A 24460-nucleotide genomic window follows, 5' to 3' on the forward strand; every position below is an offset into this window, starting at 1 on the left:
GCCTGTTCGGGGGTTCAGCGTACGCCCGCGCGCAGCGCGAGGGATCCCAGTGCGGAAAAGAATCCGATCTTCTTTTCCGGGGGGCTTCAGTCCTGTACGGAACGGGCCGCGAGGTCCTCCAGGACGGCCACGGCCTCGGCGGCCCGGTCGGCGGCCACGAAGAGGTGATCGTGGTGGTAGCCGGCGATGACGTTGCAGCTCAGACCGTGTGCGCCGAGTTCGGTGGCGAAGGCGGCGGTGAGTCCGACGGCGTCGAGGGCGGAGTGGACGCGGAGGGTGATCCACCCGGCGACGTAGTCGTACGGCAGGCCCGCCGCGTCGGCCTCCTCCTGACGCAGCACCAGGGTGAGCCCTTCGGGTTCCCGCACGGTGGCCGCGGGCCGCAGCCCGGCCGGCACCTCGGCGCCCTCCACCGTGGTGAAGACGTACCGCTCGTCCAGCAGTTCGGGCCGCATCCCGCTCAGCAGCCGCTCCAGGTCCCGCTCGGCCATCACGCGCCCACCATACCCGGCGGAGCGCGCGGGCCGCGGCCGACCCGCGGCACCGGGCGCGCCCACGGATGCCCTCGCGGCGTGCGCATCGAGCGCCCGCCACCCCAAGGATTCTGACTCCGCGTCGACTCCTCATTCACTCCGCGTTGACCTGCTCTGCGAGGGAAACCTCAAGCCTTGCTTAACTGGCTTGACTCGACGGCTCGGCGTCCACCTACACTCCACCCTCGCCACTCTGGCGATCAAGGTTTCTGGAGGATATTCATGACCAACATTCGGCGCGCCATGGCCGTTGCACTTCCCGCTGCGGCCGCCCTGGCCTTCAGCGTGTCTCCGGCACAGGCCGGCGTCGGTATTTACTGCACGGGAGAGGCCAACTGTGGCACCTTCTATTACAACTCCGGTCTGAGTGGATCGCGCACGACGTTCACCGGCAGCGGCGGCATCAACGGCAGCATCAGCGACCTCGCGGGCTACAAGTTCCTGGACTCGGGTGCCGGCAAGGGCACGCCGGTGAAGAACGGCGCGGCCTCCTTCTACAACGGCAGCCCCACCCCGACCACGATCTTCTTCAACAGCGGCTACAACGGCGCCTGCGACACCGTCGCCCCGTACACGAACGCCAACCGTCTGGCGAACACGTACAACAACAACGCCGCGCTGGCGTTCGGCGCGTCCGGCTCGAACTGCTACAAGTTCAACTGACGGACTGACGGGTAATCCGTTCCTTCTTTGCATGTCGGCCCCGTGTGACCTCATGGCCTGCACGGGGCACCGCAGGAGCAACCAGATGAGACGTTTGGTGCCAGCCATGCTGGCCATGTTCGCCCTGGTGGGGTGCACGGCACAGGGATCGCAGGATGACGGCGACCCGGCGGGGTCGAACCGCCCCACCAAGGATTCCGAGGCGGCGAAGGGGTCCTACACGTACCGCCTGCCCATCGCCGCGTACAGCTACACGGACGCGGAGTACGCCTCCATCGCGGCGGCCGAGCACATGCTGGCACGTACCTGCATGGCCCGCTTCTCCCTGACCTACCAGCCGCCCCCGCCGAATCCGCCCCAGCCGGGCGCCGACCGCCGGTACGGCCTGTCGGACGAGAAGTCCGCCGCCCTCTTCGGCTATCGCATGGATCCGAGCGAGGCCCCGAAGCAGCCCCCGCAGCTCGACGCCGACGTACGCGCGGTTCTGTACGGCAAGCGGGAGGACGCATCCGAGCCCGCCGAGTACCGGGGGCAGAAGGTCCCGGAAAACGGATGCCTCGGAGAGGCCCAGAGCGACCTTCGCAAGGAATACTCGGATCCGGAAGGAGCCGAGGCGGCCAGCCGGATATCGTCGCAGAGCTACGAGCAATCCATGCAGCTTCCGGAAGTACAGGCCGGCTTCAGGAATTGGTCGGCATGTATGCAGAAGAATGGATACACATACGCATCACCCCGTGATCCGTTCGCTGCGCAGGAATTCCGCGAAGGCCCCGTGACGGAGCGGGAGAAGGCGACGGCAGGGGCCGATGTCGCCTGCAAGCGCCGGACCGGCCTGCTGGACGTGTGGTTCACCGAGGAGTCGAAGCTCCAGACGGCGATGATCGCCAAGGACCGGCAACTACTCCAGAAGCTTCAGGACGTCCACCGGCAGAAGGTGGCCGCGGCGACGGCGATCCTCGCAAAGGGCTGAGCTCGCCTCCCGGTGGTCCGGGTCGAAGACCGCACCCGGACCACCCGGTGATCACGAACCGGTACGCCTAGGTGAGGTCGAAGTCACCGCCGCGGGCGCCGAGGACGAACGCCCGCCACTCGTCCGGCGTGAAGATCAGCGATGGGCTCTCCGGCCGCTCGCTGTTGCGCATCGCGATGAAGCCCTCGACGAAGGCGATCTGGACGTCACCCGCTCCCCGGCTGCTCGACTGCCAGTCCGCCTCGGTGAGATCGAGGTCCGGCTTGCCCCAGCCGGTGAGGGGTTGCGAAATCATGCTCTCGGCCACGTGCGTGCTCCTCCCGGTACGTCGTCCGGGGGCAAGGTTAACCACCGCAGCGGGTGCCGGACAGGCCACGGTGAGTCACCCGTGGCCGGTCCGGCTCCCCGGCCGGCCCCTCCGTCGTCGGCCGGGCCTGTGTTCAGGAGGTCGGCTCCTGTGCCCCCACCAGCCACATCGCGAAGAACTGCGCGCCGCCGCCGTACGCGTGCCCCAGGGCCCGGCGGGCTCCCGGAACCTGGTGTTCCCCGGCCTGACCGCGGACCTGGAGGGCCGCCTCCGCGAAGCGGATCATGCCGGAGGCGCCGATCGGGTTGGTGGACAGGACACCGCCCGACGGATTGACCGGAAGGTCCCCGTCGAGTTCGGTGACGCCGGCCTCCGTGAGCTTCCAGCCCTCGCCCTCCGCCGCGAAACCGAGGTTCTCCAGCCACATCGGCTCGTACCAGGAGAACGGTACGTACATCTCGACCGCGTCGATCTCCCGGCGCGGGTCGGTGATGCCGGCCTGGCGGTAGACGTCGGCCGCGCAGTCCTTTCCGGCCTGCGGCGATACGAAGTCCTTGCCCGCGAAGAGGGTGGGTTCGCTGCGCATCGCCCCGCCGTGCACCCAGGCCGCCGGCTTCGGCGAACGGGCCGCGCCCGCCCGGTCGGTGAGGATCATCGCGCACGCGCCGTCCGAGGAGGGGCAGGTCTCCGAGTAGCGGATCGGGTCCCACAGCATCGGCGAGGCCTGGACCTTCTCCAGGGTGATGTCGTGCTCGTGCAGGTGCGCGTACGGGTTCTTGAGCGCGTTGCGCCGGTCCTTGTACGCCACCAGCGAGCCCACCGTGTCCGGCGCGCCGGTGCGCCGCATGTACGCGCGGACGTGCGGGGCGAAGAAGCCGCCCGCGCCGGCGAGCAGTGGCTGCTGGAAGGGGACGGGGAGCGACAGGCCCCACATGGCGTTGGATTCGGACTGCTTCTCGAAGGCGAGGGTGAGGACGGTGCGGTGGACGCGGGCCGCCACCAGGTTGGCGGCGACCAGGGCGGTGGAGCCGCCGACCGAACCGGCCGTGTGCACGCGCAGCATCGGCTTGCCGACGGCACCGAGGGCGTCCGCCAGGTACAGCTCGGGCATCATCACCCCCTCGAAGAAGTCGGGGGCCTTGCCGATGACGACCGCGTCGACGTCCGCCCAGGTCAGTTCGGCGTCCGCGAGGGCGCGCGCCGCCGCCTCGCGGACCAGTCCGGCGATGGACACGTCGTGGCGGGCCGCCACGTGCTTGGTCTGGCCGATCCCGACGATGGCCACGGGCTCTTTGCTCACCTTGCGTCCCCTTCCAGGACGGCCACCAGGTTCTGCTGGAGGCAGGGGCCGGAGGTGGCGTGGGCGACGGCCCGTCGCGATGCGCCGCGGTGGATCCGGGCGGCCGCCTCGCCGATGCGGATCAGGCCGGCGGCCATCATCGGGTTGGCGGCGAGCGCGCCGCCGGAGGGGTTGACGCTCACCTCGTCGGTCAGGCCGAGTGCCTTGCGGAGCACGATCTCCTGGGAGGAGAACGGTGCGTGCAGTTCGGCCGTGTCCACCGGGGCTTCGAAGACACCCGCGCGTTCGGCGGCGAGCCGGGTGGACGGGGAGTCGGTGAGGTCGCGCAGGCCCAGGCTGTGGGCCTCGATGCGGTGGTCGATGCCGGTGATCCAGGCGGGGCGTTCGCACAGTCGGCGCGCGAGGTCGCCGGCGGCCAGGACGACGGCGGCCACGCCGTCGCCCACGGGCGGGCAGTCGCCGGTGCGCAGCGGCCTGACCTGGTAGTCACCCTGGGGGACGGGGCCGCGGAGCTGGGCGTGCGGGTTGGCGGTGGCCGCGTCCCGGCTGCGCGCTCCGACGGCGGCCAGGGCGCTCTCCTCGGTCTCGCCCGCGTCGATCAGGGCCTGGGCCTGGAGGGCGGCCAGGGCCACCGCGTCGGGCCAGAGCGGGGCGACGTAGTAGGGGTCCAGCTGACGGGTCAGCACGTCGCGCACCGACCCCGGTGAGGACTTCCCGTACGCGTAGACGAGCGCGGTGTCGGCCTCGCCGGTCTGGATCTTGACCCAGGCCTCGTACAGGGCCCAGGCGCCGTCCATCTCGACGTGGGACTCGGAGATCGGCGGCCAGGCGCCGACCCCGTCGAGGGTCATGGTGAAGGAGAAGGCGCGGCCGGCCAGGTAGTCGCTGGAGCCGGAGCAGGTGAAGCCGATCTCGCCGGCCTTCAGGCCGGTGGCGGCCAGCACCTGGTGCAGGACCGGCATGACCATCTCGACTTCGCTGAGCTCGTCGGTGCGGCGCAGGTGGTCGCTCTGCGCGAAGGCGACCACCGCGACCTCGCGGGCGTATCGGGCCATCAGATGAGCTCCTTGTACGCGTCGTAGTCCGCGTCCGGTTCGCCGGTGGGTCGGTAGTGGTCGGGGTAGCGCCCGCCCTCGGTCCATACGGGCTCGACGCGCAGGCCCATGCGGACCTGGTCGTAGGGGATGCCGCCGATCCGGCCGTGGAGGGCGAGGCCGGCGCCGTCGAGGGCGATGTGGGCATAGACGTAGGGCACTTCGATGTCGAGGTTCTTGGCCTTGATGTTGACGATGCAGAAGGTGGTGACCGTGCCGGCCGGGCCGACCTCGACGCGGTCGGTGGTGGCGACCCCGCAGGTGGGGCAGGCGCCGCGCGGCGGGACGTACACCTTGTGGCAGGAGGGGCAGCGCTCGCCGACGGTCCGCCGCTCGGAGAGTGCCTCGATGTACGCGGTCTGGGCGCGGCCGGGGCTGTAGACGTAGTCGAGCCGGGCCTCGGCGACGATGCCGGTGACGGCGCCGGCGAAGCTCCCGTCGTGCGGGACGGCCGCCCCGCCGGCGGGGCCGTCGTACGGTTCGAAGCAGGCGATGTCGGTGATGGCGCCGGTGCGCTCGGCGGCCCAGCGGACGCGTACGCGCATGCCGGTGCGGACGGCGTCGGGGCCGGGCGCGTCGAGGGCGTGCAGGAGCGCGGTGTCGGCGCCGTCGAGCTTGACGAGCACCCAGGCGAAGGGGGTGTCCAGGGGCTGTTGGGGTCGGGGCCGGTCGTTCCACGCCCAGGTGGTGACGGTACCGGTGGCGGCGACCTCGACGAGCTCGCGGATCTCCTCGGCGGTGACGGGGTCGTACTCGACGGGCGGGACCATCACCTTGCCGTCGGAGGTCTTCACCCCGAGGACGACGCCCTCGCGCAGCCCGGTGAGGAAGGCGCTCTGGACGGGCCCGAGGGACCGGGTGAAGGGAAACTCGACGACGAGGGGCGCGCGGAGCACCTCCGGTGGGGAGGCAGCTGTCATGGCGATTCTCCGATGCGATCGATTCGGCACTTTCAGCCTCGGCTCTTTCAGCCCCGCCGGCACTTTCAGCCCCGCCGGCGATTGAGGCGCGGGGTCCGGGGCGGAGCCCCGATCTCAGCCCCGCCGGCGATTGAGGCGCGGGGGTCCGGGGGCGGCGCCCCCGGCAACGGCGCCGCACCCGGGCACGGACACAGCCACAGGCACGGGCACGGCCACGGCCACGGCGTGCCCGAACTACTCGCGCCGATACACCGCGGGCCGCTTCTCCGCAAAGGCCCGCGCCCCCTCCTTCGCATCGGCGGTGTCGAAGACCGGCCACCCGCGCAGGAGTTCCGAGGCCAGCCCCTCCCGCTCCGTCAGCTCGGCGGTCTCGTAGACCGACGCCTTGACCGCCTCCACCGCCAGCGGCCCGCACGCGTTGATCCGCTCCGCGATCTCCAGGGCCGCCGCCAGTGCCGTACCGTCCGGCACCACCCGCCCGACCAGCCCGATCCGCTCGGCCTCGGCGGCGGAGTACGGGCGGCCGGTCAGCAGCATCTCCAGGGCGTGCGTACGCGGGATCTGGCGGGGCAGCCGCACCGTCGAACCGCCGATCGGGAAGAGCCCCCGTTTGACCTCGAAGAGCCCGAAGGTCGCGCCCTCGGCGACCACCCGGATGTCGGTGCCCTGCAGGATCTCGGTCCCGCCGGCCACGCAGTAGCCCTCCACCGCCGCGATCACCGGCTTGCGCGGCCGGTGGTGGCGCAGCATCGCCTTCCAGTGCAGGTCGGGGTCGGCCTTGAGGCGGTCCCGGTACCGGTCGCCCGCCATTCCCTTCCCGGCGAGGGCCTTGAGGTCCATGCCGGCGCAGAAGTCCCCGCCCGCGCCGGTGAGGACCACCGAGCGGATCCCGTCGTCGGCGTCCGCCTCCAGCCAGCCGTCGTACAGCCCCACCAACAGCGGCAGCGAGAGCGCGTTCTTCGCCTCGGGCCTGTTCATGGTGAGCACCAGCGTGGCGCCGTGCCGATCCACGGTCAGGTGTTCCGTCCCACCCATTGCCGTCCTCCCGTCTCAAGACCTAGAACAGGTTGCAGTAGGGGAGGATGCAGTTCAATAGTTTTCTGACACCCAGTCAGATTTCTTGAACGGTGGCCTTCCCAGTTGCCGTCTCCGGCGCTCTAATGACCGCCGGAGCAGACCAGTCACGGGGTCAGGAGGAACGGTGGAGTACAACCTTGCCGACCTGTTCGAGTCGGTCGTGGACGTGGTCCCGGACCGCGAGGCCCTCGTGTACGTGGACCACCCCGGGACCGGCGCCGAGCGCCGCCTGACGTACGCGGAGCTCGACACGGCGGCGAACCGGATCGCGCACCACCTGCTGGACAGCGGGCTGAAGGCCGGTGAGCACCTGGGCCTCCACCTCTACAACGGGATCGAGTACCTGCAGACGGTGCTGGCCTGCCTGAAGGCCCGGCTGGTCCCGGTGAACGTCAACTACCGTTACGTGGAGGAGGAGCTGGTCTACCTCTACAACGACGCCGATCTCGCCGCCCTCGTCTTCGAGGGCGAGTTCACCGAGCGGGTCGCGGCCGCGCTGCCGCAGACGACGAAGCTCCGGCACCTGATCCGGGTCGGCGAGGCTCCCGAGGGCGCCCCCGAGCCGTCGATCGCGCCGGTCCCGTACGCGGACGCCGAGGCGGCCGGATCACCCGGGCGCGGGTTCCCTCCGCGCAGCCCCGACGACCTGTTCATCATCTACACCGGCGGCACGACGGGCATGCCCAAGGGCGTGATGTGGCGGGCCGAGGACCTCTTCTTCGCGGGGCTCTTCGGCGGCGAGCCCTCGGGCGAGCCGGTGAAGCGGCCCGAGGAACTGGCCGAGCGGGTCGCGGCGCGCGGCGCCGGGCTCACCTTCTTCCCCGCTCCCCCGCTGATGCACGGCACGTCGACGCTGACCTCCTTCATCGCCTTCAACTATGGCCAGCGGGTGGTCATCCACCGGAAGTACGCGCCGGAAGAGGTGCTCCGTACGATCGAGAAGGAGAAGGTCTCCAGCGTGTCGCTGGTCGGCGACGCGATGCTGCGGCCGCTGATCGACGCCCTGAACGGCCCGCTCAAGGGCACGGACCTGTCGTCGCTGTTCAGCGTCTCCTCGTCCGGGGCCATCATGTCGGAGACGGTGCGCGCGGAGTTCCAGCGGCTGGTGCCGAACGTGCTCCTCCTGAACAACTTCGGGTCGTCCGAGTCCGGGTCCAACGGCCGGGCGACCGACGACTCGGGCCCGGAGAAGGGCTTCCGCCTGGAGGTCAACGACCGTACGCAGGTGGTGGACCCGGTGACGCACGAGCCGGTGGCGGTTGGGGAGCCGGGCCGCCTCGCCCAGCGCGGACACGTCCCGCTCGGCTACTACAACGACCCGGGGAAGACCGCCGAGACCTTCTTCCAGAAGGGGACGGAACGCTGGGTGCTGCTCGGCGACATGGCGACCGTCGACGAGCAGGGCATCGTCACGGTGCTCGGCCGCGGCTCGCAGTGCATCAACACGGGCGGCGAGAAGGTGTATCCGGAGGAGGTCGAGCAGGCCCTGAAGTCCCACCCCGACGTGTACGACGCCTTGGTGGCGGGGGTGCCGGACCCGACCTGGGGCAGCCACGTGGCCGCGGTGGTCCAGGTCCGGGAGGGCGCCGAGGCGCCGTCCCTGGACCAGATCCAGAGCCACTGCCGCACCAGGCTGGCGGGCTACAAGATCCCGCGGCAGCTGGTCATCGCGCCCGCCATCCAGCGGTCCCCGAGCGGCAAGGCGGACTACCGCTGGGCGAAGGCGGTGGCGACGGAGGCGGACACGGCATAGGCCGTCCCTTTCGGATCTTGTCGGCCCGGCGAGATCCGAAGGAGAGGACCTCGGAACCGTCCGGCGGCTCATGCGACGGTCGGACCATCGGCTCGTTGCGTCCGTTGGGGGGCGGGGTGATCTGACGCATGCCGAGTGGATCCCTCCACGCCGTACTTCAGTTCACCTCGGCGGGTCCTCGCCCGTGAGCCCGTCGACGGATTCGCGGATGAGATCGGCGTGACCGGCGTGGCGGGCGTACTCCTCGACGAGGTCGAGGAGAATGCGGCGGAGGTTGGGGCGTTCGCCGCTACGAGCGGTGTAGGCGCCGAGCTGGTCCAGCCCGCCCGTGCTGAGCGCCTTGTCGACGATGGCACGGGAGCGGGCGACCGATTCCTGCCAGAGAGCGCGCAGTTGCTCGGGGGTGTCCCCAGCCGCGGAGGAATGGTCCCAGTCGGGAGTGCTGTCCCAGTCGACGGTGTCCCAGGGAGCACCGGCGGGGGAGCCGAGCCACAGCCGGGCGAAGTGACCGTCCTCCACGTGCGCCAGGTGCTTGAGCAGACCGCCCAGGGTGATGGTGGACGTGCCGAGCGTGGCGCGAAGGCCGGAGGCGTCCAGGCCGGAGCACTTCCAGGCCAGGGTGGCCCGCTGGCGTTCGAGGGCGCCGAGGATGGCCGCCGCCTCGGTGCCGGCGAGTGGAGGTTCCGGCCAGGCTTCGGCTTCGGCTTCGTTCTCAGTCATGGCCGCAGACCTTGGCGAACGGAGCTGACAGTGCAGCCGGCAGGTGAACTGCAACGAACCGATCGCCCAGAACCACAAGACGGCGTCGCGGGCCCGGCGAGATCCGGAAGAGACGGCCTGGCGGTCGGCGTCACTGGAACGGCTGCGCCGTGGCGTTGTAGCGGTCTTCGAAGACTCGGATGCGGTTCCTGAAGGTCCAGGAGCGGTGCTGGCGGGGCCCAGCGCGTCCTGGGCCGGCATGAACGGCGATGCCGGGCGGCCGGGCACGACCAGCGTGAGAGCGGTACCTCACGCTCGGCGGGCAGCCGGCCGCCCGGCGCCTTGACTCCTGCGGCCTGCCGCGGTGTGAACGAGGCGGGACGGCCCCGGCGTTGCCGGTCATCCTCCTCCACCTCACGTACCCCGCGGCCTGCCCCGCCCGTCGTCGCCCCGGCCCCCGCAACGACCGGTGCAAGAGGCCACTTGGACAGGAAAAACGCAACTTCGACAAGGGCCGCAGAGGCAGCTACCTTCACCTGGTCTTCGGCGATCACCCACGGTCGCACCGGAGTTCCTTCAGGCTGAGCCGCCCGCGACGGGATGAGTCGGGCACGTCCCACGCATCGTCGTCCCGTGCTCGAGCCACCGAACCGGGTCCACACCAGGCACCCCCACCAGGAAGAGACGCATGCCCCATCTTGCGCTGTACACATTCGGCGTCCTGAAGTCCCCTCTCGCCGATCCCACACCTCTCACGCACGAGTTCTACGAGATCGGTGAGGCCGTCTACCGGAAGATCAGCCAGCACCCCGGATACCTCGCGCGTGCCGAAGCGGCGGGCGGCGACCGGGGCATGCTCTTCGAGGCGGACTGGGGTGCATGGGGAGAGTTCGCCGTACCGACCTGGTACGACAAGGGCCGCACGGTGGAAACCACCGCCCTGGCCACGACGCTCTCCCTCTGGACCGACCTGCACCCCGCCTTCGACGCCGTCTACACGGGTCTGCACCGTGCGGCGCTGAACAGGCGTTACGACTGGTTCGAGAGGGCAGGACAGCCGAACTACGTGTGCTGGTGGGTCTCCGACGGCGTGATACCCACCTGGCAGGACGGGGTCTCCCGGCTGGAACACCTCCACGACCACGGCTCCGCGCCGCACGCCTTCACCTTCCACCACTCGTTCACCCCGGAGGGAACTCCGACCAGGATCAAAGGCATCGGGCCGAAGAGCGACCAGGTTCGCTGACAGGGAGGCCTGAACGACCGGGTTCGCTGTCGAACGCCTCGATCGACTGACGGCGAACTGACGCGTCCGCCACCGCCGGCAGGCCGCCGGGGCCCGCCGAAGGGGCCCCGGCCGGCGAGCCGTACAGGTCCGCATGGGCCGTACGGGGCGTACGCCCGGCGCTCGCTCAGGACGGCGCGGGGGCGGGCGTCAGGGCCGGGGCGGAAGGTGCCGCGGGGGCGGTGGAGCTGTCGCCGCCGTCCACGCAGTGCAGCGAGACGATGACCGGTGCCTGCAGACCCGGTGCCGGGTCGCCCGCGAAGCCGACCATGGCCGTCCAGTTGTTCTTCGTCAGCGTCACCGACTCCCCGCCGGTGTCGGGGCCGGGCTGCCAGCCGTGCTCGGAACGGGCGCGCGCGACGGCCGCTTTCATGGCGGCTTCCACCGTCTCCGGCGCATGGCGTCCGGAGAGCCGTTCGGAGCACATGCCCAGAACCCCGGAGGGTTCCCGCTCCACGGTGATGCCCTCCGCCGCCAGTATCGAGGTCATCTCCGACACCACCGTTTCGCGGGGCAGTGGCGGACCCGAGAATCGCGGGGGCAGCGGGCCGAGGTCCTGCAGCGGGGACGCGCAGGCGGTCGCCGCCGCAGCGGTCAGGGCCGTCAGGGCCAGGGACGCCAGGGCGGTGCGCGCCCGTCTCCGTCGCACGATGGTGTCGGTCCTCTCGGTTCGCGGTACGGCCCGCCAGTCTGCCATCCCGCCGATCTTGACGAACCACCGCCCGACGGGCCGGCCGCGGTGCACGCGGAGGGCCTCGGCGCCGGCCGCCCGGCGGTCGACGCGGTACGTCGACCCGTCCGCCGAGACCGCGGGGCCTCGCGGCGTATCGCGGAGTCGCCCGTACCGCGCGGATCGAGCAGGATGAGACGGCGGCCGGCAGCCGGCAGCCGGTCGCCGGTCGCCGGTCCGCCGAGGTCGGTCCCGTCATACGTGCCGAGGGCGGGCATGCGGGCCGGCACAACAGACGATCACTCGTTCGAGTCATTGATTTAGCCTGCGGATTCCTGGCAATCTACCGAATGATCGGTCGGTTCTCATGATGAGGTGACGGCATGGCGGTGTACACGGATCTCCACGACAGGGGCGAGCGGCTGGGCCGCGACGAGCTGGCCGCCCTCCAGCTCACCCGGCTGCGCGCGACCCTGCACCGCGCCTACGAGAAGGTGCCCTTCTACCGGCAGGCCTTCGACAAGGCCGGCGTGCATCCCGACGACTGCCGCTCCCTCGCCGACCTCTCCCTATTCCCCCTGACCACCAAGGCCGATCTGCGCGACCAGTACCCCTTCGGGATGTTCGCCGTGCCGCGCTCGCAGGTGCGCCGCATCCACGCCTCCAGCGGCACCACCGGGCGGCCCACCGTCGTCGGATACACCGACGGGGACCTCGACACCTGGGCGGACGTCGTCGCCCGGTCCATACGCGCGGCGGGCGGGCGGCCCGGCCAGATCATCCACATCGCCTACGGGTACGGGCTGTTCACCGGCGGCCTGGGCGCGCACTACGGCGCCGAGCGCCTCGGCTGTACGGTCGTGCCCGCGTCGGGCGGGATGACGGACCGGCAGGTCCGGCTCATCGAGGACTTCCGGCCGGAGGTCATCATGGTGACCCCTTCCTACATGCTGACCCTGCTGGACGAGATGGAGCGCCAGGGGATCGACCCGCGCGCCACCTCGCTGCGGACGGGAATCTTCGGCGCGGAGCCGTGGACCGAGGAGATGCGCCGGGAGATCGAGGAACGGCTCGGCATCGACGCGGTGGACATATACGGCCTGTCCGAGGTCATCGGACCGGGCGTGGCACAGGAGTTCGCGGAGACCAAGGACGGGCTGCACATCTGGGAGGACCACTTCTATCCCGAGGTGGTCGATCCGCTGACCGGCGCGGTGCTGCCGGAGGGCGAGCCCGGCGAGCTGGTGTTCACCTCCCTCACCAAGGAGGCCATGCCCGTCATCCGCTACCGCACCCGGGACCTGACGCGGCTGCTGCCCGGAACGGTCCGGCCGGCCTTCCGCCGGATGGAGAAGATCACGGGGCGCAGCGACGACATGATCATCCTGCGCGGGGTGAACGTGTACCCGACCCAGATAGAGGAGGTCCTGCTGCGGACGCCGGGCCTGGCTCCCCACTTCCAGCTGCGGCTGACCCGGGAGGGCCGGATGGACGCCCTGACGGTACGGGTGGAGGCGCGTCGGGAGACGGACGCCGAGCGGCGGCAGGACGCCGCCGCCGCCGTGGTCCGGGCCGTCAAGGAGGGGGTCGGGGTCTCCGTCCGGGTCGAGGTGGTCGACCCGGAGACGCTGGAGCGTTCGGTGGGGAAGATCAAGCGACTGGTCGACCTCCGCAGAGCCGGGGAGGTCAGGGGGGACACGCGTCCGGGCGGCTGAAACCACCCCTTCGGGCCCATTTGGGGGTGGCCCCCGGGAGCGGGCCGACGCTCGGGGGTAGTGCATGAGGTGTGATCTCCACCCTCCGGCAGCTCTACGACCGGCTCCAGGGCTCCCAGATCGGGCTGGCCTGGAGCCGTGGCCGGGAGATGGAGCTGATGCACCGGGCCATGGGCTTCGCGGCCCTCGGCTTCCTCACCCTGGTGCCGCTGCTGGTGGTCGTGGCGGCCGCCGCACCCGGGAGCGGCTCGGGCTTCGGCCGCTGGCTCGGCCAGGCCCTCGGGGTGACGGCGGCCTCGCGGGTCCGGGTCGAGATGCTGTTCGGCGCCGCGGACCTGGCGCTGGAGCGGACCACCGCGTTCGGTCTGGCCGCCCTCGCGGTGTTCGGCCTGACCTTCGGCTCGGCCGTGCAGACCGGCTACGAGAAGGTCTGGGACCTGCCGACCGCGCGCTGGCACACCATGTGGCTGCACGTCGTCTGGCTCGCCCTGCTGGTCTGCTACCTCGCCCTGCTCGTGGGGATCCCCTCTCCGTCGAACAACGCCATGGGCACGGTCCTCGGCGCTCTGGGGGACCTCGTCGGCACCTGTCTGTTCTTCATCGTCTCGCAGCGCCTGCTGCTCGGCGGCCGGGTCCGCTGGCGCGCGCTGGTGCCGGGAGCGGTCGCGACCAGCCTCGGGCTGCTGGGGCTGCGGATCTTCTCGCAGCTGGTGTTCTCCCCGCTCATCGCCTCGAACGCGGTGATCTACGGCCCCTTCGGCACCCTGCTCGTCGTCCAGTCCTGGCTGGTCGGCGTCGGCTTCGTGGTCTATGGCGGCGCGCTCGTCGGCCGGCTCGTGCACGAGCACCTCACCCTGCGGCGGCTGCGGCGCGACGGGGTCTTCCCTCCCGAGGACCCCGCCGCACCCCCGCCATACCCCGGCTGACCGGGCCGCCCCGGCCCGGCGTCAGTGGCCGGGTTCCGCGAAGCGGTCGCGCAGTTCCCTCTTGAGGATCTTGCCGCTGGCGTTGCGCGGGAGGGCGTCCACGAAGAGCACCCGCTTCGGGGCCTTGAAGTGGGCGAGCTTCTCCCTCGCGTAGGCCATCAGCTCCGCCTCCGTCACCTCCCCCGCCTCCCCGCGCGGTACCACCACCGCGGTGACCGCCTCGATCCAGCGTTCGTCGGGCAGTCCCACCACCGCCGCCTCGGCCACGCCCGGATGGGTGTAGAGCACGTCCTCCACCTGCCGCGAGGCGACCAGCACCCCGCCCGAGTTGATGACGTCCTTCACCCGGTCCACGACCGTGAAGTACCCCTGCGCGTCACGCACCGCGAGGTCGCCCGAACGGAACCAGCCGCCCCGGAAGGCCTTCTCCGTGGCCACCGGGTCGTTCCAGTACCCCAGGCAGAGCTGTGGCGAGCGGTACACCACCTCGCCCGCCGTTCCGTCCGGCACGTCCTTGCCGTCCTCGTCGACGACCTTCGCCTCCACGTGGCGCACCGGCCGCCCGCAGGAGTCCATCCGCCCCTCGTGCTCCAGCGGTCCGAGTACCGTGGCCAGCGGGCCGATCTCGCTCTGGCCGAAGCAGTTGTAGAAGCCGAGCCCCGGCAGCCGCTCGCGCAGGCGCTCCAGGACCGGAACCGGCATGATCGAGGCCCCGTAGTAGGCCTTCCGCAGCGCGCCCAGCTCACGCACCGCGAACTCCGGGTGGTTGGCGAGGCCGATCCACACCGTCGGCGGTGCGAAGAGGCTGTCCGCCTCACCGGCCTCGACCAGGTCGAAGATCCGCTCCGCGACGGGCGCGTCCACGATGGTGTTCCGTGCCCCCACCGCCAGGTACGGCAGCAGGAAGACGTGCATCTGCGCCGAGTGGTAGAGCGGCAGTGAGTGCACGGGCCGGTCGTCCTCGGCCAGGTCCAGTGCCTCGATCGCGCTCTCGTACTCGTGGGCGAGGGCCCGGTGGGTCATCATCGCGCCCTTGGGCAGGGCGGTGGTCCCCGAGGTGTAGAGGAGCTGCGCCAGCGTGTCCGGGTCCCGGTCGTCCTCAAAGGGCAGCGGCTCGGCCAGCTCCGCCAGGAAGGAGTCGGGGGCGTCGCGCAGCGCCCGTACCCGGTACCCGTCGGGGATCCGCCCGGCCAGGTCGGGATCGGCGAGGACCAGGGCGCTCGCGGAGTCGTCCAGGATGTACGCGAGGTCCTCGCCGGTGAGGTTCTGGTTGACCGGGACGTGGGTGAGCCCGGCCCGGGCGCAGGCCAGGAAGGCGATGAGGTAGGCGTCGCAGTTGTGGGCGAAGGTGGCGACCCGGTCCCCGGCGGCCAGCCCGTACCGCTCCCGCAGCACGGCGGCGCCGGTGGTGACGGCCGCGTCGAGTTCCGCGTACGTCCAGCTCCGCTCGCCGTAGCGCACGGCCGGGCGGTCGGGGACCCGCCGCGCACTGCCGTGCACCAGCCCGTCGACCGTGTCGTCCCGCACCGCTCGCACTGCCCGCACTGCCCGCACTGCCCGCACTGCCCGGTCTGCCGTCATGGCGCGATCCTCGTCCTCCGGTACGCCCAAGGTCAATAACCGGATGCCAAACGGGATGTTGACAGATCATCGGACGGACTGAATGAGTGTGGGGGCACGGACGTACCGCCTGTCCAACGGGTAACCACGCCCATCCGCAGGCTACTTGGGAGGACTGTTGCACCTCAGCACTCGTCCGATACTCCGCCGCGTCGCCCTCACCGGCGCCGCTCTGCTCGCCGCGACGGCCGCCGTGCCCCAGGCCTCGGCCGCCGCGCCGCCCGACGGCCGCACCGCCGCCGGCGGCGGTCTGTCCGCCGTCATCCGGTACACCGAGAACGGCATCCCGCACATACTCGCCCGCGACTACGCGCGGCTCGGCTTCGGCACCGGATGGGCCCAGGCTGCCGACCAGGTCTGTGTCCTCGCGGACGGGTTCGTGACCGTCGCCGGTGAGCGTTCGCGCTGGTTCGGCGCCGACGCGGCACCCGACTTCTCGCTCTCCTCCGCCACGAAGAACCTCTCCAGCGACCTGTACTTCAAGGGGGTGCGGGAGTCCGGCACGGTCGAGAAGCTCCTGGCGACCCCGGCCCCGGCCGGTCCGACCAAGGACCTCAAGGAGCTGATGCGCGGCTGGGCCGCCGGGTACAACGCCTGGCTGGCCCAGAACAAGGTCACCGACCCGGCGTGCAACAGCGCCGGCTGGGTCCGCCCCGTCACCACGGCCGATGTGGCCGCCCGCGCCTTCGCGGTCTCGGTCCTCGGCGGCCAGGGCCGCGGCATCGACGGCATCACGGCGGCGCGGCCCCCGGGCGCCGCGGGCGCGCCGACCGGCCCCACGGCACGCCCGCAGGCCGCCGACCCGGCGCCCGACCCCGCGGCCGATCCGGCGGCCGCCGCCGAGGCCGCGCGGGAGTTCTTCGACACCGGCCGCTACGACATGGGTTCCAACGCGGTGGCCTTCGCCGGCTCCACCACGGCGAACGGCCGCGGCCTGCTCCTCGGGAACCCGCACTACCCGTGGCACGGCGGGCGCCGCTTCTGGCAGTTCCAGCAGACCATCCCGGGCGAGCTGAACGTCTCGGGCGCCTCCCTGCTCGGCACCGCCGTGGTCAACATCGGCTTCAACGAGAAGGTGGCCTGGAGCCACACGGTCGCCACCGGCACCCCCGTGAACCTCCACCAGCTCTCCCTGGACCCGGCCGACCCGACCGCCTACGTCGTCGACGGCAAGCCGGAGAGCATGACCCGGCGGACCGTCACCGTCCCGGTGGCGGGCGGCGCCCCGGTCACCCGCACCCAGTGGTGGACCCGCTACGGACCGGTGGTCTCGGACCTCGGCCCGGGCCTGCCCCTGCCGTGGACCGCGCAGACGGCGTACGCGCTGAACGACCCGAACGCGGTGAACCTGCGCGGCTCCGACACCGCCCTCGCGATGGGCAGGGCCCGCTCGGTGGCCGGGATCCAGGACGCTCTGCGGCGCACCCAGGGCCTGCCCTGGGTCAACACCGTGGCCGCCGACTCCGCGGGCGGCACCCTCTTCACCCAGACCCAGGTGCTCCCCCGGATCACCGACGAGCTGGCGGCCCGCTGCTCCACCCCGCTCGGCCGGGCCACGTACCCGGCCTCGGGGCTGGCGGTGCTGGACGGTTCGCGCGGCGACTGCGCGATCGGCTCCGATCCGGACGCCGTGCAGCCGGGCGTGTTCGGCCCGGGGAAGGCACCCACGCTGCAGGGCGCCCCGTACGCCGAGAACTCCAACGACAGCGCCTGGCTGGCCAACGCCGACCGGCCGCTGACGGGCTACGAGCGGATCTGGGGCAGCGTCGCCACCCCGCGCTCGCCGCGCACGCGCGGCGCCGTCGAGGACGTGTCCGCGATGGCCGCGCGGGGCCGGCTGACCGTGGCCGACCTGCAGGAGCAGCAGTTCGCGAACCGGGTGCCGGCCGGTGATCTGGCCGCGGCGGACGCGGCGAAGGCGTGTGCCGCCCTGCCCGGCGGGAGGGCGACAGCGAGCGACGGCGGTGCGGTGGACGTCTCGGCGGCCTGCGGGGTGCTGGCGGGCTGGGACCGTACGACCGACAGCGCCAGCCGCGGTGCGCTGCTCTTCGACCGGTTCTGGCGCAGGCTGACGGCCTCGACACCGGCCAAGGACCTGTGGCTGGTGCCGTTCTCGGCGGCCGACCCCGTGCGCACCCCCCGTACGCTCAACCAGGCGGCACCCGGCGTCGGGCGGGCGCTCGCGGACGCGGTGGCGGAGTTGAGGGCGGCCGGGATCGCGCTGGACGCCCCGCTGGGTGAGCACCAGTTCGTGGTCCGGGGCGGACGCAAGCTGCCGGTGGGCGGCGGTACGGAGGCGCTCGGCGTCTGGAACAAGATCGAGGCGCCGTGGAACGCGGCGGCCGGCGGCTACCCGGAGGTCACGCACGGGTCCAGCCACATCCAGGCGGTCGGCTGGGACGGCGGCCGCTGTCCGGTGGCGCGCACCCTGCTGACGTACAGCCAGTCCTCGAACCCGCTCTCGCCGTACTACGCCGACCAGACCCGGATGTACTCCGAGGAGCGCTGGGTCACGGCACGTTTCTGCGAGCGGGACATCCTCACGTCGCCGAAGCTGAAGGTGGTCCTGGCGCGCGAACGGCGGTGATCACCCCCTGCGGGCCCCTTCCTGGCCCCGGTCCCTCACGGGCTGACGGCCAGGAAGAGGTACGCGGCCAGCACCACGATGTGCACGCCGCCCTGGAGCAGCGTGGCGCGCCCCGGGACGATGGTGAGGGCGCTGACCACGACGGTGAGGGCGAGCAGCACCATGTGGATCGGGCCGAGGCCGAGCAGGAGCGGGCCGGAGAGCCAGATCGAGGCCAGGGCGATCGCCGGGATGGTCAGGCCGATGCTGGCGATGGCGGACCCGTAGGCGAGGTTGAGACTGGTCTGCACGCGGTCGCGGCGGGCGGCGCGGACGGCGGCGAGGGTCTCGGGCAGCAGGACGAGCAGGGCGATGATCACACCGACGACCGCCTGGGGCAGGCCGGCGGCCGCGACGGCCCGCTCGATCGTCGGGGAGACGGCCTTGGCGTCGCCGACGACCGCGACGAGCGCGATCAGCAGCAGGCCGAGGCTGATGAGGGCGGCGCGGGCGGTGGGCGGCTCGGCGTGGTCCTCACCGCCGCGGGGACCCTGCCCGGTGTCCACGGGCAGGAAATAGCTGCGGTGGCGGACCGTCTGGACGGCGACGAAGAGCCCGTACAGGGCGAGCGAGGCGACGGCGGCGAAGGTGAGCTGCGCGGCCGAGAACTCCGGGCCGGGCTTGCTGGTGGTGAAGGTCGGCAGGACCAGGCTGAGGGTGGCCAGCGTCGCGACGGTGGCGAGGGCGGCGCCGGACCCTTCGGGGTTGAAGACGGCGACCCGGTTGCGCAGGGCGCCGACGAGCAGCGACAGGCCGACGATCCCGTTGCAGGTGATCATGACGGCGGCGAAGACCGTGTCCCGGGCGAGCGAGGCGGTCTTGTCGCCGCCGTCGGCCATCAGGGTGACGATGAGCGCCACCTCGATGACGGTGACCGCCACGGCGAGGACGAGGGAGCCGAAGGGCTCACCGACCCGGTGGGCGACGACCTCGGCGTGGTGGACGGCCGCCAGCACCGCGCCCGCGAGGCAGAGGGCGACGAGCGCCACCGCGAAGCCGGGTAGGTCACGCCCCCAGCTGAAGACGAGCGCGACCAGCGCCACCACGGGGACCACCACGGTCCAGTCGGTCAGGGGAGATCTGCGCGCAGTCGTACTCATATCAGCCAAGTTGCCAGAAGTGTCCCGCCAGTGCGGCGCAAGGCACGCCTCCGGGGCCTTGACGTGGCTCTTCTCACGACATCGCGCGGCGTGGCGGGCATGAGCCGCACGGCCGGAGCGGCGCGGCTCCACCCGGACCGGACCGGCGGCCCGGCCCGGCGGATCGGCGGCCCGGCGCGGCGGATCGGCCCGGCGGATCGGCGTGGAGGCCGAGGACCCGTACTGCGCCGGGGTGTACGGCTTCACGTACTGGTGACGCGGCCGGCCGGCGGGCTCACATCGCGCGCTCGTGGCCCTCCCAGTACGGGTCGCGCAGCCGCCGCTTGTAGAGCTTGCCGTTCGGGTCGCGGGGCATCGCCTCGATGAAGTCGACCGTCTTGGGGCGCTTGTAGCCGGCGAGCTGCCGCTCGCAGTGGGCCAGGATCTCCGCGGCCAGTGCGTCGCCCGCGACGAAGCCCTCGGCCGGTTCGACGACCGCCTTGACCTGCTCGCCCCACTCGGCGTGCGGGATGCCGAAGGCGGCGGCGTCCGCCACGGCCGGGTGGGTGAGCAGGGCCGATTCGATCTCGGCCGGGTAGATGTTGACCCCGCCCGAGATGATCATGTCGATCTTGCGGTCACGGAGGAAGAGGTAGCCCTCCTCGTCCATCAGCCCCAGATCGCCGACCGTGAAGAAGTCGCCGATCCGGTTCTTCCGCGTCTTGCCCTCGTCCTTGTGGTAGCTGAAGCCGCCGGTGTTCATCTTGAGGTAGACGGTGCCCAGTTCCCCGGCGGGCAGCCGGTTGCCGTCGTCGTCGAAGATGGCGAGTTCGCTGATCGGCCAGGCCTTGCCGACGGTTCCCGGCTTCTTCAGCCAGTCCTCGGCGGTCGCGAAGGCGCCGCCGCCCTCGCTCGCCGCGTAGTACTCCTCCACGCAGTGGCCCCACCAGTCGATCATCGCCCGTTTGACGTGGTCGGGGCAGGGCGCGGCGCCGTGGATGGCGTGCCGCATCGAGGAGACGTCGTACGCGTCCTTCGTCTCCTGCGGGAGGGCGAGGAGGCGGTGGAACTGGGTCGGCACCATGTGGGTGTGCGTGCAGGCGTGGGCGTCGATCAGGCGGAGCATCTCCCGCGGCGTCCACTTGTCCATCAGGACCAGCGGGTGCCCGATGTGCAGGGCGGCGCCCGCGAATTGGAGGACGGCGGTGTGGTAGAGCGGCGAGCAGACCAGGTGGACGTTGCCGTCGAAGGGCCGGATGCCGAAGATGCCGAGGAAGCCGCCCAGGTACGTCTCCTCCGGGAGCTTGCCGGGCAGCGGGCGGCGGATGCCGCGCGGGCGGCCGGTGGTGCCGGAGGTGTAGTTCATGACCCAGCCCAGCGTGCGGCCCTCGGGGGCGGTCGCGGGCTGCCCGTCGAGCAGCTGCGCGTACGGGCGGAAGCCCGCGACCGCTCCGACGGCGTAGCGGTGGCTCGCGGGCAGGCCGGCCTCGTCGGCGGCGGCGGTCGCGGCGTCGGCGAAGCGCTCGTGCGCGATGAGGACCTTGGCTCCGGAGTCGGAGACGATCCAGGCGATCTCGGGGCCGACGAGGTGGTGGTTGACGGGAACGAGGTAGAAGCCCGCCTGGGAGGCGGCCAGGTAGGCGGTGAGGAACTCCACGCCGTTGGGGAGGACGACGGCGAAGACGTCGCCCTTCTCCAGGCCGGCGGCGCGCAGGCCGTGGACGAGGCGGTTGACGTCGGCGTGCAGCCGGCCGGCGCTCCATTCCTCGCCCTCGGGGGTCACCAGGACGACGCGCCCGGGGTCGGCGGCGGCCTGGGCCCAGAAGCCGTTGGGCGGCTGCTGGTCGGCGGTGGGGGTCGTGGACGTCGTCGCGGTCATGTCGGTCACGCCTCTCGGACTCGGCCGGCGATGCGGTTGATGCGGTCGATCGCCCTCTCGAACCCGCCGGTGAGGTCGTCGAAGACGGCCCGGACGCTGCGCTCCTCGGTCATCCGGCCGACGATCTGGCCGACGGGGGTGCCGAGCAGGGGCTGGACCTCGTACTTCTGGATCCGGGAGACGGCTTCGGCGACGAGGAGGCCCTGGAGCGGCATGGGGAGCGCGCCCGGCCCCGCCGGGTCGTCCCAGGCGTCGGTCCACTCGGTGCGCAACTGGCGGGCGGGCTTGCCGGTCAGTGCGCGGGAGCGGACGGTGTCGCCGGAGCCGGCGGCGAGCAGTTTCTCGGTGAGGGCGCGCGAGTGGAGGTCGGCCTCGGTGGTGGTGAGCCAGAGCGAGCCGAGCCAGGCGCCCTGCGCACCGAGGGCGAGGCCGGCGGCGATCTGCTCGCCGCTGCCGATGCCGCCGGCGGCGAGGACCGGGAGGGGGGCGACGGCCTCGACGATCTCGGGGACCAGGACCATGGTGGCGATGTCGCCGGTGTGGCCGCCGGCCTCGTAGCCCTGGGCGACGACGATGTCGATGCCCGCCTCGGCGTGGCGGCGGGCGTGCTTGGCGCTGCCGGCGAGGGCGGCGACGAGGACGCCGTGGTCGTGGGCGCGCGCGATGACGTCGGCGGGCGGGGAACCGAGGGCGTTCGCCAGGAGTTTGATGGGGTAGTCGAAGGCGACGTCGAGCTGGCTCCGGGCGACCTGCTCCATCCAGCCGGTGATCCGCCAACCGGAGGCCTCGCCCTCGGCCAGCTCGGGCACGTGGTACTTGGCGAGGGTGTCGCGGACGAAGGCACGGTGCGCGGCCGGGATCATCGCCTCGATGTCGGCTTCGCCGATGCCGTCGACGGCCTTCTTGGCGGGCATGACGACGTCGAGGCCGTACGGCTTGCCGTCGGTGTGCGCCTGCATCCAGTCGAGGTCGCGTTTCAGGTCGTCGGGGGCCGTGTAGCGGACCGCGCCGAGTACCCCGAAACCGCCCGCGCGGGTGATGGCGGCGGCGACCGCGGGGAAGGGCGTGAAGCCGAAGATGGCGTGCTCGACTCCCAGTTTCTTGCTCAGCTCCGTCTCCATGGGCGGCAGGATGCCGCAGCCCGGCGGCCGAGGGAAGAGATTTTCTGATGCAGTGTCAGATTCTTTACGGGTCGGTCGGTGCGGAGGGTGCCCGATGGGCGGGCAGATACCCACTAGCGTGCGGATCGCCTTGCGGCGCGCACGGCGGATCCGGGAGACCCGGGCCCCGTTCGCCTGCGGCGCACGCCCGGCAGGTGCCGGGGCCGTCCCAGCCCCGCCGGCCCGTGAGGCACGGGGTCCGGGGCGGAGCCCTGGGAGACGGCGCCGCAGGTGGACAGCGGACAGGAGGGCGGACATGACAGTACGCACGGGGGCTTTCGAAGTGGCGGGCGCACAAGCGCGGCCCGTACCGGCCGCGACGGGCGGGCCCGAGAGGACGGGCCGCCGGCCCGGAGCAGGTGGTGGCGGGTTGACGCGGCGTCGGCTCGGGGCGCGACTGCTCGCCCTGGGCGGGGTGCTCGTCCTGCACTCCGCCCTCCCCGGCTCCGCGGGCGCGGCGGGCTCCGCGGGCGGCCCGGCCGAGCGGCGGGCGCTGCAGGGCCTGCGGCTGCGGTACGGATCCGCCCGCCAGGCCGGGTTGCTGGAGAGGCACCTGGAGGGGGTGGCGGACGAAGCCCGGCGCTTCCTGGGCCCCTCCCCCGAACACCCCTACTACGCGGGAGCGGTGGTCCTCGCCGGCCGGGGCCGCACCATCGCCCTGCACCGCGCCATGGGGTACGCGGTCCGGTACGCGGACTACGACGGGCGGACCGACCGGGTCCGGGAGTTCCCGGCGTCCGAACGGATCGCGATGGCCGAGGACACGGTCTTCGACCTGGCCTCGCTGACCAAGCTGTTCACCTCCATCCTGGCGGTGCAGCAGATGGAGCGCGGGCGCCTTGAGCTGGAGGCTCCGGTGTGCCGGTACCTGCCGCAGTTCACCGGGGGCGGCAAGGAGATCGTCACGGTCCGTCAGCTGCTCACGCACACCTCGGGGTTGCGCTCCTGGGCACCCTTCTACCAGGAGTCCACGCGGGAGGGGCGGCTGAGGCTGCTGTGGTCGGTCAGGCCCCAGGAGACCCCCGGGACCGTCTACCGGTATTCCGACCTCAATCTCATCGCGCTGCAACTGCTCCTGGAACAGATCACCGGTCGCACTCTGGACGTCCTGCTCCGCGACGAGATCACCGCTCCGCTCGGGATGCACCGCACTCGTTACAACCCGCCGTTCTCCTGGCGCCGGGTCACCGCCGCCACCGAGGTGCAGCGCCCGCCCTGGTCCGGCCTGGACCGCGGGCTGGTGTGGGGCGAGGTCCACGACGAGAACGCGTACGCGCTCGGCGGCGTCGCGGGCCACGCCGGGGTCTTCGGCACCGCGTGGGACCTGGCCGTCCTCGCCCGCGCCCTCCTCGACGGCGGGGTCTACGCGGGCAAGCGGATCCTGCGCCCCGCCTCCGTCGAGCTGCTCTTCACCGACTACAACACGGCCTTCCCCGGCGACGACCACGGTCTCGGCTTCGAGCTCTACCAGCACTGGTACATGGGCGCCATGGCCACCCCGCACTCCGCCGGGCACACCGGCTTCACCGGCACCTCCCTGGTCCTCGACCCCTCCACCGACTCGTTCCTGGTCCTGCTCGGCAACTCCGTCCACCCCGTGCGGACCTGGCGGGCCGGCAGCGCGCCAAGGGTCGCGGTCGGCAACCGCTTCGCCCGCGCCGTCCCGGTCCGCACCCGGCACGGCGGCGCGGCCTGGTTCTCCGGCATCCAGGCGGGCGCCTCGGGCACCCTCACGCTGCCGCCGCTCGGCCCGGCCACGGCCGCGGCCCGGCTGCGCTGCGCCGTGTGGTGGGACACCGTGCCCGGCGAGGGCGCCCTGCACCTGGAGGCCTCCGCCGACGGGGAGCACTGGGAGGCGCTGCCCTTCAGCACGCTGCGGTCCACCGGCGGCACCCCCGAGCAGTGGCCGCGGGGCTCCGTGAGCGGCTGGTCGGGCCGTGTCTGGCACCGATTGGAAGCCCCCCTCACGGCCGCCTGGGCGGGACGCGAGGTACGGCTGCGCTTCCGCCACACCGCGACCGGCCGCTACGTGGGGCGCGGGGCCTACGTGGACGTGGTGCGCGTGGCGGAACCGGGCCGGCTGCTCTTCGCGGAGGACCGCCCCGCCGACGCCGACCGCATCGAGGCCATCGGCTGGACCCGGTCGGCGGACTGACCCCGCCGACCGCCCCCGCGGCAGGACAC

The 24460-nt window shown here is 72.1% G+C and carries 20 protein-coding genes; 8 read left to right on the forward strand and 12 right to left on the reverse strand.

Features of this window, described 5'->3' with window-relative positions:
• Positions 1–86: 86 nt before the first annotated feature.
• Positions 87–494, reverse strand: coding sequence for an ACT domain-containing protein (locus JYK04_RS06200; protein WP_189742693.1), 408 nt, complete (start codon positions 492–494; stop codon positions 87–89).
• 261 nt (positions 495–755) lie between these two features.
• Between JYK04_RS06200 and JYK04_RS06205 the strand changes: the two genes are divergently transcribed.
• Both JYK04_RS06205 and JYK04_RS06210 read left to right on the forward strand, forming a co-directional pair.
• On the forward strand, positions 756–1196 hold the full coding sequence (locus JYK04_RS06205) for a hypothetical protein (protein WP_189742694.1): 441 nt from the start codon (positions 756–758) through the stop codon (positions 1194–1196).
• Positions 1197–1281: 85 nt separating this feature from the next.
• Positions 1282–2166 carry a hypothetical protein gene (locus JYK04_RS06210; protein WP_189742696.1) on the forward strand — a complete coding sequence of 295 codons (885 nt, stop codon included), beginning with the start codon at positions 1282–1284 and terminating at the stop codon, positions 2164–2166.
• Positions 2167–2233: 67 nt separating this feature from the next.
• Here JYK04_RS06210 and JYK04_RS06215 read toward each other — a convergent pair whose 3' ends face one another.
• The 5 genes from JYK04_RS06215 to JYK04_RS06235 form a co-directional block, all read right to left on the reverse strand.
• Entirely contained in the window at positions 2234–2473 is a 240-nt protein-coding gene (locus JYK04_RS06215; RefSeq protein WP_189742698.1) for a DUF397 domain-containing protein, read from the reverse strand.
• Positions 2474–2606: 133 nt separating this feature from the next.
• Positions 2607–3773 (reverse strand): thiolase domain-containing protein, encoded by a 1167-nt coding sequence (locus tag JYK04_RS06220; RefSeq protein WP_189742700.1) that lies wholly within the window; start codon positions 3771–3773, stop codon positions 2607–2609.
• Positions 3770–4828 (reverse strand): thiolase domain-containing protein, encoded by a 1059-nt coding sequence (locus JYK04_RS06225; RefSeq protein ID WP_189742702.1) that lies wholly within the window; start codon positions 4826–4828, stop codon positions 3770–3772. The genes JYK04_RS06220 and JYK04_RS06225 overlap by 4 nt, the downstream gene beginning before the upstream one ends.
• On the reverse strand, positions 4828–5787 hold the full coding sequence (locus JYK04_RS06230) for a Zn-ribbon domain-containing OB-fold protein (RefSeq protein ID WP_189742705.1): 960 nt from the start codon (positions 5785–5787) through the stop codon (positions 4828–4830). Before JYK04_RS06230 ends, JYK04_RS06225 begins: the two co-directional genes overlap by 1 nt.
• A 234-nt stretch (positions 5788–6021) precedes the next feature.
• Entirely contained in the window at positions 6022–6822 is an 801-nt protein-coding gene (locus tag JYK04_RS06235; protein ID WP_189742707.1) for a crotonase/enoyl-CoA hydratase family protein, read from the reverse strand.
• A gap of 166 nt (positions 6823–6988) precedes the next feature.
• Between JYK04_RS06235 and JYK04_RS06240 the strand changes: the two genes are divergently transcribed.
• Positions 6989–8617 (forward strand): acyl-CoA synthetase, encoded by a 1629-nt coding sequence (locus tag JYK04_RS06240; RefSeq protein WP_189742709.1) that lies wholly within the window; start codon positions 6989–6991, stop codon positions 8615–8617.
• Positions 8618–8779: 162 nt separating this feature from the next.
• Here the strand turns inward: JYK04_RS06240 and JYK04_RS06245 are convergent, their stop codons facing one another.
• A complete protein-coding gene (locus JYK04_RS06245) occupies positions 8780–9337 on the reverse strand; it encodes a DinB family protein (protein WP_189742711.1) in 558 nt (185 codons plus the stop codon).
• A gap of 667 nt (positions 9338–10004) precedes the next feature.
• Between JYK04_RS06245 and JYK04_RS06250 the strand changes: the two genes are divergently transcribed.
• Positions 10005–10562, forward strand: coding sequence for a DUF3291 domain-containing protein (locus JYK04_RS06250; RefSeq protein ID WP_189742713.1), 558 nt, complete (start codon positions 10005–10007; stop codon positions 10560–10562).
• Positions 10563–10728: 166 nt separating this feature from the next.
• On the opposite strand, the gene JYK04_RS06255 is transcribed toward JYK04_RS06250, so the two are convergent.
• A complete protein-coding gene (locus JYK04_RS06255; protein ID WP_229876305.1) occupies positions 10729–11250 on the reverse strand; it encodes a hypothetical protein in 522 nt (173 codons plus the stop codon).
• A gap of 404 nt (positions 11251–11654) precedes the next feature.
• Between JYK04_RS06255 and paaK the strand changes: the two genes are divergently transcribed.
• Complete coding sequence (gene paaK / locus JYK04_RS06260; protein ID WP_189742715.1) at positions 11655–12986, forward strand: phenylacetate--CoA ligase PaaK; 1332 nt, start codon at positions 11655–11657, stop codon at positions 12984–12986.
• Positions 12987–13057: 71 nt separating this feature from the next.
• Positions 13058–13912: a YhjD/YihY/BrkB family envelope integrity protein gene (locus JYK04_RS06265; RefSeq protein ID WP_189742717.1), complete on the forward strand. Its 855-nt coding sequence runs from the start codon at positions 13058–13060 to the stop codon at positions 13910–13912.
• A gap of 21 nt (positions 13913–13933) precedes the next feature.
• On the opposite strand, the gene JYK04_RS06270 is transcribed toward JYK04_RS06265, so the two are convergent.
• Positions 13934–15493, reverse strand: coding sequence for a fatty acyl-CoA synthetase (locus JYK04_RS06270; RefSeq protein ID WP_373297473.1), 1560 nt, complete (start codon positions 15491–15493; stop codon positions 13934–13936).
• 157 nt (positions 15494–15650) lie between these two features.
• On the opposite strand from JYK04_RS06270, the gene JYK04_RS06275 reads away from it, so the two are divergent.
• Positions 15651–18119, forward strand: coding sequence for a penicillin acylase family protein (locus JYK04_RS06275; protein ID WP_189742719.1), 2469 nt, complete (start codon positions 15651–15653; stop codon positions 18117–18119).
• Positions 18120–18154: 35 nt separating this feature from the next.
• Here JYK04_RS06275 and JYK04_RS06280 read toward each other — a convergent pair whose 3' ends face one another.
• The 3 genes from JYK04_RS06280 to JYK04_RS06290 form a co-directional block, all read right to left on the reverse strand.
• A complete protein-coding gene (locus JYK04_RS06280; RefSeq protein ID WP_189742721.1) occupies positions 18155–19258 on the reverse strand; it encodes a calcium:cation antiporter in 1104 nt (367 codons plus the stop codon).
• Between the two features lie 274 nt (positions 19259–19532).
• Positions 19533–21116: an acyl-CoA synthetase gene (locus tag JYK04_RS06285; RefSeq protein ID WP_189742723.1), complete on the reverse strand. Its 1584-nt coding sequence runs from the start codon at positions 21114–21116 to the stop codon at positions 19533–19535.
• A gap of 5 nt (positions 21117–21121) precedes the next feature.
• The gene (locus JYK04_RS06290) at positions 21122–22237 is read right to left on the reverse strand and encodes an NAD(P)H-dependent flavin oxidoreductase (protein ID WP_189742725.1); all 1116 of its coding nucleotides are present in this window, start codon (positions 22235–22237) and stop codon (positions 21122–21124) included.
• A gap of 295 nt (positions 22238–22532) precedes the next feature.
• Between JYK04_RS06290 and JYK04_RS06295 the strand changes: the two genes are divergently transcribed.
• Positions 22533–24431 carry a serine hydrolase domain-containing protein gene (locus JYK04_RS06295; protein ID WP_189742727.1) on the forward strand — a complete coding sequence of 633 codons (1899 nt, stop codon included), beginning with the start codon at positions 22533–22535 and terminating at the stop codon, positions 24429–24431.
• Positions 24432–24460: the final 29 nt, after the last annotated feature.

Origin of the sequence: Streptomyces nojiriensis, from assembly GCF_017639205.1 — a bacterium.
In the GTDB taxonomy this organism is placed as follows: Bacteria; Actinomycetota; Actinomycetes; order Streptomycetales; family Streptomycetaceae; genus Streptomyces; species Streptomyces nojiriensis.